Below are 8,836 nucleotides of genomic sequence, written 5' to 3'. Positions count from 1 at the left end.
GGTTTAATACAGCATGACAATACAAAATAGGAAGTAATCGGACAGTTCTGGCGAAAATTAAAAATTAAAAGTTAAAAATCTAAATGTCTAAGCAGATTTAATACAACATGACAATACAAAATAGGAAGTAATCGGACAGTTCTGGCGAAAATTAAAAATTAAAAGTTAAAAATCTAAATGTCTAAGCAGGTTTAAAACAACATGATAACGCAAAATAGGAAGTAATCGGATCGCAGATCCTGATATTTCATTCCGGCGGAGCACAGATCCGCCGGAACATTAGCAAACGTAGTGCTTGCGAAAAAAGACAACAATGCATTTGGATTTTTCACTCTTCACTTTTCATTCTTCACTTAAACACGTACTACGTTTGCTATTGGCTTTAACTCCTAGCCAACTCCGTTGGCGATAACTACTATAACTCCTTTAACTCCTAATCCAACTCCTTTAACTTCTGACAAAAGCGCAAATCCGCTGTAATAACACCAAACGTTGTGCTTATTTAATTTCTAACAAGAACCACAAAAACGTCAGACATAAATCAAAACATTTGATAAGATTTTGTTTTTCGTACGATTTGAAGTATCTTTGCATAAGATATGCGGCATCTCTGCATAACATTCAAGCGTGGCTTAATGATTCTGCATTCGATTTGCGATATCTTTGCATAAGATATGCGGCATCTCTGCATAACATTCAAGCGTGGCTTAATGATTCTGCATTCGATTTGCGATATCTTTGCATAAGATATACGGCATCTCTGCATAACATTTAAGCATGGCTTAATGATTCTGCATTCGATTTGCGATATCTTTGCATAAAATATACGTACATCTCAGCATAACATTCAAGCGTGGCTTAATGATTCTGCATTCGATTTGCGATATCTTTGCATAAGATATATTGCATCTCAGCATAACATTCAAGCATGGCTTGAGGATTACGCACACGCAATGAGGACGTTATCTTCGCTTTGATTTTTTTGTATTATGAAAGAATATATTGTTTCTGCGCGCAAATACAGACCTATGACCTTCGACTCGGTTGTGGGACAGGCGGCTCTTACAACAACGCTGAAAAACGCGGTGAAGAGCGGAAAGCTGGCTCATGCCTACCTGTTCTGCGGACCAAGAGGCGTGGGCAAAACAACATGCGCACGTATCTTTGCCAAGGCCATCAACTGCCAGAACCCTACTGCTGAAGGTGAGGCCTGCAACGAATGCGAAAGCTGCAAGGCGTTCAACGAACAGCGCTCGTATAACATCTTTGAGCTCGACGCTGCCAGCAACAACTCGGTGGAGAACATCAAGGCTCTGATGGAACAGACAAGAATACCGCCACAGGTGGGTAAGTATAAGGTGTTTATCATCGACGAGGTGCACATGCTGTCGACAGCGGCATTCAACGCCTTCCTGAAGACTCTTGAGGAACCGCCGGCACACGTGATATTCATCTTGGCGACGACAGAGAAGCACAAAATTCTGCCTACCATCATATCGCGCTGTCAGATTTATGACTTTGAGCGCATGACGGTGCCCAACATCATCAACCACCTGAAGATGGTGGCCGACAAGGAAGGCATAACATACGAGGAAGAGGCGCTGAACGTGATAGCGGAGAAGGCCGACGGCGGAATGAGAGACGCTCTGTCGGTGTTCGACCAGGCTGCAAGTTTCTGTCAGGGCAACATCACATATAAAAAGGTGATTGAGGACCTGAACGTGCTCGACGCCGACAACTACTTTAACATCATCGACCTGTGCCTGGAGAACAAGGCGGCAGACGTGATGGTGCTGCTGAACAACATAATAAACAAGGGCTTCGACGGCGGACATCTGATAAACGGACTGGCGGTGCACGTGCGCAACGTGATGATGGCCAAAGACGAACAGACGCTGCCGCTGCTGCAGGCGAGTGCATCGCAGACGGAGAAATACAAGGCGCAGGCTGCCAAATGCAGTTCGGCGTTTCTGTATAAGGCGCTGCGTATTATCAACGACTGCGACATAAACTACCGCCAGAGCAGCAACAAGAGACTGCTGGTGGAGCTGACGCTGATAGAGATAGCGCAGATAACTCAGCCTGACGACGAAGGGGCAGCCTCGGGGCGTTGCCCTAAGAGACTGAAATCCCTGTTTAAAAGACTTATGGGCGAAAGGCCAAAGGCGGCTATGCAGGTGGCCGCGGCCGAGCCCAGCGTTAACCGCCATACGGCCATTGCCAAGCACAATGCCGAGAAGGCGGCAGAGAGCGTCGTGTCTGCAAGCGAAGGCAGCAGCACCGACAACAGCATGAGCAACGGCGACGGAGCAAAGGCAGCACAGCCGGCTATGACGACGAATCTGCGAAAACTGAAACTGGGCAGCATCGGCAAGACGTTTGCCAACCTGAGACGTCAGGGCGAAGAGCCGCAGATGGTGGCGGAGCAAGACGTAGAGGTGGTGGACAACGGTGAGCACAACACGTTCACAGAGGACGAGATGCTGACGCAATGGGTAGGCATGTGCAACCGTATGCCACAGCAGATGACGGGAATAGCGGCGCGCATGAAGAACATGATGCCGACAATAAAGGAGTTTCCGAACATCGAGGTGGTGGTTGACAACGAGATTCTGCTGGAAGAGATAAACAAGATTAAGGGCAGAATACGCAACACGCTGATAAAGGCACTGAGAAACAGCGACATAACACTGACGCTAAGACTGGCAAAGCCTGAAGAGATAAAGCGCATACCGACAAACCGCGAACGCTTTGACGAACTGAAAAATACAAACAAGGCCTTCGAACGGCTAAGCGAAATACTCGGACTGGAAGTAAGCTAGGAATTCATAATTACGTTCTTGTCAGGAGTTAAAGGAGTTGGATTAGGAGTTAAAGGAGTTATAGTAATTGGTTTAGGAGTTAAAGGAGTTATAGTAGTTATCGCCAACGGAGTTGGCTAGTAGTTAAAGTCATATGCCTTGTTGATTGTTGTCATAGAAAGACATACGAATTGACTTGCGTCCAACTTCATTTTTCTCGCAACCACTACGTTGGCTATTGTGCCGGCGGATCTGCGCTCCGCCGGAATAAAGTATAAGAACCGAAGGTCAGCGTAGCTAATTTGTGATCCGATTACTTCCTATTTTATATTGTCATGCTGTAATCAGCCGGCACATTAGCCTTGTTGGTTATTATCAATTGCAATGCATTGACAATAGCCACAGGACATTTGGATTTTTCACTCTTCGTTCTTCACTCTTCATTTAAATATGCTCTTCACTTCCGTAAGACGCACTACGTTGCTAATGTGCCGGCGGATCTGCGCTCCGCCGGAATTGAATATAAGGATCTGTGATCCGATTACTTCCTGTTTTGTATTGTCATGTTGTATTAAACCAGCTTATACATTTTGACTTTTCACTTTTAATTACGCTTTTGCGTCAGCTTCTCACTTAAACAAGCGGTATTTTTAAGCGGATCAAAGATCCTTATACTTTATTCCGGCAGATTGCAAATCAGCCGGCACATTAGTCTTGTTGATTATTATCAATTGCAATGCATTGACAATAGCCACAGGACATTTGGATTTTTCACTCTTCGTTCTTCACTCTTCACTTAAATATGCTCTTCACTTCCGTAAGACGCACTACGTTGCTAATGTGCCGGCAGATCTGCGCTCCGCCGGAATGGAATATCAGGATCTGTGATCCGATTACTTCCTATTTTGTCATTATCATGTTGTATTAAACTCGCTTAGACATTTTGATTTTTAACTTTCGCCAGAACTGTCCGATTACTTCCTATTTTACGTTATCATGTTATATTAAATCAGTTTAGATATTTTGATTTTCACTTTTAGTTGCGCTTTTGCATCTGCTTTTCCGTTCCTTACTTTCGTAAAACAAGCGGTATTTTAAGCGGATCACAGATCCTTATATTCAATTCCGGCAGATTGCAAATCAGCCGGCACATTAGTCTTGTTGATTATTATCAGTTGTTATGCATTGGCAATAGCCACAGGACATTTGGATTTTTCACTCTTCGTTCTTCACTCTTCACTTAAATATGCTCTTCACTTTCGTAAGACGCACTACGTTTGCTATTGTGCCGGCTGATTTGCAATTGTCGTGCAAGTGAGAGCAGAAGTAAATCTCATTTGGTTATGCCGAGAGCAGCCGACAATCAATAGAATTAATCTGCCAGAATTGAATATCAGGATCTGCGATCCGATTACTTCCTATTTCTGTCATTATCATACTGTTTTAAACTCGCTTAGACATTTTGATTTTTAACTTTTAATTTTTAATTTTCGCCAGAACTGTCCGATTACTTCCTATTTTGCGTTGTCATGTAGTCTTATGCTAGCTCGGCATTCATATTTTCACTTTTAATTCTTAATTTTTAATTGTTCAAGCCTGCTTGCGCTTTGCGCCTGCTCTTCGTTCTTCACTTAAAATTATATAATCCCCATTCCTAATTCTTCACACTCTTTTCTCATCTCTTCGGGCCATATGCTGGCCTGTATCTCGCCTAAATGGGCTTTGTGGAGCAGCACCATGCACAGGCGGCTCTGCCCTATTCCGCCGCCGATGCTCAACGGAAGTTCACCGGCAAGGAGCTTTTTGTGGAAATACAGACTCGCCCTGCGTTCCTGACCCGTCAGCTTCAGCTGGTGCAGCAGTGCTTCTTTGTCAACACGTATGCCCATTGACGACAGTTCGACGGCACGGGCGAGCGTGGGATACCAGATAAGGATGTCACCGTTGAGACCGTTGCGACCGTCGCTGTTGGGCGTGGTCCAGTCGTCATAGTCAGGAGCGCGACCGTCGTGCGGCTTGCCGTCAGACAGGTTGCCGCCGATGCCAATGATGAACACGGCGCCATACTTCTTGCATATCAGGTCTTCGCGTTCTTTCACGCTCTTGTCGGGATACATCTGCAGCAGGTCTTCGCTGTGGACGAAATGGATGTCGGAAGGCAGAAACGGCTTAAGAGCCGAATAATGCTCGCACACAAGATACTCGGTGCGGAGGATGGCGGCATAGATGCGGCGGACAACGCTTTTAAGGAAATCGAGATTGCGTTCGGCGCACGTCATAACCATCTCCCAGTCCCACTGGTCGACATAGAGCGAATGAAGATTGTCAAGCTCCTCGTCGGCCCTGATGGCGTTCATGTCGGTGTAGATGCCATAGCCCGGCTCAACGGCATACTCTGCCAGGGTGAGCCGCTTCCACTTGGCAAGCGAGTGGACCACCTCTGCCTGAGCGTCGCCAAGATCCTTAATGGGAAACGTCACGGGGCGTTCCGTGCCGTTAAGGTCGTCGTTTATGCCAAGACCTTTAAGCACAAACAGCGGTGCTGTTACACGGCGGAGGCGAAGCTCCGTTGAAAGATTCTGCTGAAAAAAGTCTTTTATCATTTTTATGCCCTGCTCCGTCTGCCTGACGTTCAGCAGCGGCTTATAGTCTACAGGCCTTATCAATTTGCTCATATTCTCTCTCATTAATCATAAAATACGGCAGCAAAGATAATAATTTATTATCAATATGCAATAATAACAGATAATTTATTGTCATTATTTCAATAAATACACAAACAAAACAACACAAAGACCACAGAAAAGACACAAAGAAAGCATAACCGTAATTTATCTTACATATTGATTTAGCAAAATGACATTAAACGGCGACAGAATAAGATTTAGGTGAAACAGTGCCATTTTTTTGCGCAAAATTGTGTGCAAAAATAAAATGCAGTACATCAGGAAGATATAGAGATATAATGCCTGGATGTGCAACAAGAGGAATGACGACGCCGTGCAAAAGGGCACAAACGGGAAGCCAAAAGACTGCAAATCAGAAGGCGAAAGACGGCATAATGCAAAGCGAAATGTATAGTAATAAAACGGCAAAAGCATACCTTTTGCAGACCGACGGCCATATACCGGCACTCAAAACGCATGAAAACAGGCAGCAAAAGGCACAAAGCGGACTTATCAGAAGACTAATAGGGCAACAAAAGCGCGCATACGCAACATGTCATTATGAAAGAACAACGCGCCATTTACTTACATTTTAACATCACACAAATCATCAGAAAACAGCCCCCGACAGCCTGACCCGCATACACAAGGCGCTAACCGGGCGCAAAGACACAAAAAAGGGCCGGGGGCTGAAAGCCCGGCCCTGTCATCACAAGAAGAAAATTCAGCAACGCTTTGCTTATATTATGCAAAAAAATATCTGTTCACGGCATTAAGCCTTGGCGCAAGCCATATGACGGCAGAGCCGCTGTCTACTTGCCTATCCATCCGAACATCCTGTCGGGATAGTTGGTTATGATGGCATTTACGCCCGCCTTAACCATCTTCTGCGCATCGGCCTTGGTGTCCACGGTGTAAGGAATGACGCGCATTCCGGCAGACTTTGCCTTTGTTACGAAGGCTGCGTTGACCATGGGATAGTCGGGACCGACGGCATAAGGCACAAAGCCGAGCTTGGTCATGGCAGCATCATAGCCGCCCGACGTATTGTCTATCAGGTAGAGCAGGCGCATCTGCGGATACTTGGCATGAAGATACTTCAGCGTGCGCACGTCGAAGCTCTGCACAAGCAGGCGCGAACCGAGGTTACGGGTGCTGAGAGCCTTTACACACTGGTCGGCAAAGGTCTTGTAGTCGGGCGTGAGTTTGCCGTCGAGAGCGGCGTCAGACTTGATTTCTATGGTGTATCTTACAGGCGCAAGGCGGTGCTGACGGCAGTAAGTTTCAACAGAATCTATGAGCGCCGTCACCATAGGCACATGTGTGTAGAGGCGCTTGCTGTCGGGGAAGGCAGGGTCTTTTACGTTGCCGATAACCTTTGCCGAAAGCTGTTTCCATGTGAGCGAATAGATGGGATACTTCTGTCCGTAGCCTTTGACATAGGGATCGTGCGAAACCACCACTACCCCGTCCTTGGTTACATGCAGGTCCATCTCAAGGTCGGTTACGCCGAGCTTCACGGCATTGAGCATTGCCTCGATGGTGTTCTCGGGATAAAGTCCGGCACCTCCGCGGTGAGCTATGACAGAGACGCGAGGTCTGATGACGTCAGAGACGGTGCGGCCGAAGCGGTTGGTCATAACCACCTTCATCTCCTTATAGTTGCCCACGGGCTTGCATCTGAACAGGTGCGACGTGTTGGCGGGGCGTCCGGCAGCAAGCGTGCGCGAGCCAAACTCAAAGTCGACGCCCGTGAAGCGCTGCATGGTGCCCATCAGCTTGCCGTCCTGATACCACTCAACCTTGCATGCAGGATCGTAGTCCCAGATGTTGGCAACGACATATCCGGGCTGCGTGCCGAAGTCGCCCTTGTCGTAGAGCGTCATCTGGCGCGAGAAGGGGAAGCCCGTGGCCTTATACTGCCACTCGACACTGTTTCCGTTGACATCTACCACCATATATCCGTTAGGCGCTCCGCAGCGGTTGAGCCATCCGTTCCACCATGCTCCGCTGGCAGCTCCTATGTTGTGCTGATAGAGGTTGCTGTTGACCACCACGTTCTGAAAGTAATGGGTATGGCCGCAGAACACATGCACCTTGTAGCCCTCGAGCAACTTCTGCAGCGAGGCAGCCCCACGCATGTTCTGGGCTGGGTCGTCCTTGTTCCATGCGGCGGCATGCATGTTGAGGATGACGAGCGAGCCCTTGGGCACAAATTTCAGGTCGTTGGCGAGCCAGCGCAGCTGATTCTCCGTGAGCGTCTCAACATACGCCTTGTTGCCCTTATAGTTGATGTTCTTCAGCGTAACGACGTGCGCCTTGCCTATGTTGAACGAATAGTCGGTAGGTCCGAACACAGCCGCATAGGCCATCTCGCCGTAGGCTCCGGCACCAAGGCGCGCGTTGTTGAGCCCCTTGTAGCGCTTGTCGAAGTCGTGGTTGCCGATACACTGAAACATGGTTATCTTCATGTTCTTGAACGACGCTGCATAGCTGCGCAGCAGCGGCAGATTGTCGAATACGATGTCGCCCACGGTGATGCCCACCACCTCACGCGTCTTGCTCAGCGAGTCGACCACGGCACGCATGTCGGGCACCAGTTCGGTGTTCCATCTCTTCATGTCGGCAGCATCGAGCATCTGCGGGTCGGATATGGCTATGTAGCTGAACCTGTCGGCAGGCTTGGTGCGCTTTTCGAGCACAAAGTTGCAGCTCTTAGAGCTTATGGCCGTCCTGACGGGCACGTAGAAGCCGGAGGCAATGCCGTTCTTGGAAGGCAACTTGTAGGCGGCCGGCGTGGAGATGCTTATAAACTTGCTGACAAACGTGTCGGTGCGCAGCGTCCAGTAGCCATTGGCGTCTGTACGGGTGAAGGCCATGCCGTTGTTGACCACCACTCCGCTGATGCCCCTGCCCGCCTTGTCGGTAACGCGGCCCTTTACGGTAAACACGTTCACACTGGCCTGACCATTGCTCAGAAGCATCATGGTGGCCATAAGGAATAAACATATTCTCAACTTCATAGGCTTTATGTTTTTGTTTTATACGTTCGCTCTCTGTTATGCCGCACCCGTCATCGGCAGACAACGCCCTGCAACGTGCCGCTGCATAGGCAAAACACGCACACGCCATACTGCAAAACTGCGGCTGCGGGCGGCGCAAATCCGGCGGCTTGTAAATTTTTGTACAAAATTACCAAAATATGTTTACATTGATGATGCATAAGAGGTTCAATTGCTTTAAAAAAGTATAACAAAAACATTTCCGCCGTGAAAAAACCGTCAGAATGACCGATTTTTATGTCTGTCAGGCACATAGGGGCACTGACGGCACGGTACAATAAGGAGCGGAGAAGATGAAAACAGACTA

Annotated in this window: 3 protein-coding genes; 1 reads left to right on the top strand and 2 read right to left on the bottom strand. The window is 47.9% G+C overall.

Annotation, left to right across the window (positions count from 1 at the left end; all coding sequences use genetic code 11):
- Positions 1–989: 989 nt before the first annotated feature.
- Positions 990–2,822, top strand: coding sequence for a DNA polymerase III subunit gamma/tau (locus ACU52_RS12550; RefSeq protein WP_053399035.1), 1,833 nt, complete (start codon positions 990–992; stop codon positions 2,820–2,822).
- Positions 2,823–4,438: 1,616 nt separating this feature from the next.
- Here the strand turns inward: ACU52_RS12550 and asnA are convergent.
- A complete protein-coding gene (gene asnA / locus ACU52_RS12545) occupies positions 4,439–5,476 on the bottom strand; it encodes an aspartate--ammonia ligase (RefSeq protein WP_053399034.1) in 1,038 nt (345 codons plus the stop codon).
- An 803-nt stretch (positions 5,477–6,279) separates the two neighbouring features.
- A complete protein-coding gene (locus tag ACU52_RS15305; RefSeq protein WP_162207780.1) occupies positions 6,280–8,490 on the bottom strand; it encodes a glycerophosphodiester phosphodiesterase family protein in 2,211 nt (736 codons plus the stop codon).
- Positions 8,491–8,836: the final 346 nt, after the last annotated feature.

The sequence above is a fragment of the Xylanibacter rarus genome (assembly GCF_001275135.1).
Taxonomy (GTDB): Bacteria; Bacteroidota; Bacteroidia; order Bacteroidales; family Bacteroidaceae; genus Prevotella; species Prevotella rara.
The sequence above is the reverse complement of the archived record's forward strand: the minus strand, read 5'-3'. Positions and strand labels throughout refer to the sequence as shown.

Bases quoted from the DNA above. Each gene is read 5' to 3' on its own strand.
- ACU52_RS12550 (WP_053399035.1), top strand. From the start codon at position 990: ATGAAAGAATATATTGTTTCTGCGCGCAAATACAGACCTATGACCTTC.
- asnA (WP_053399034.1), bottom strand. From the start codon at position 5,476: ATGAGCAAATTGATAAGGCCTGTAGACTATAAGCCGCTGCTGAACGTC.
- ACU52_RS15305 (WP_162207780.1), bottom strand. From the start codon at position 8,490: ATGAAGTTGAGAATATGTTTATTCCTTATGGCCACCATGATGCTTCTG.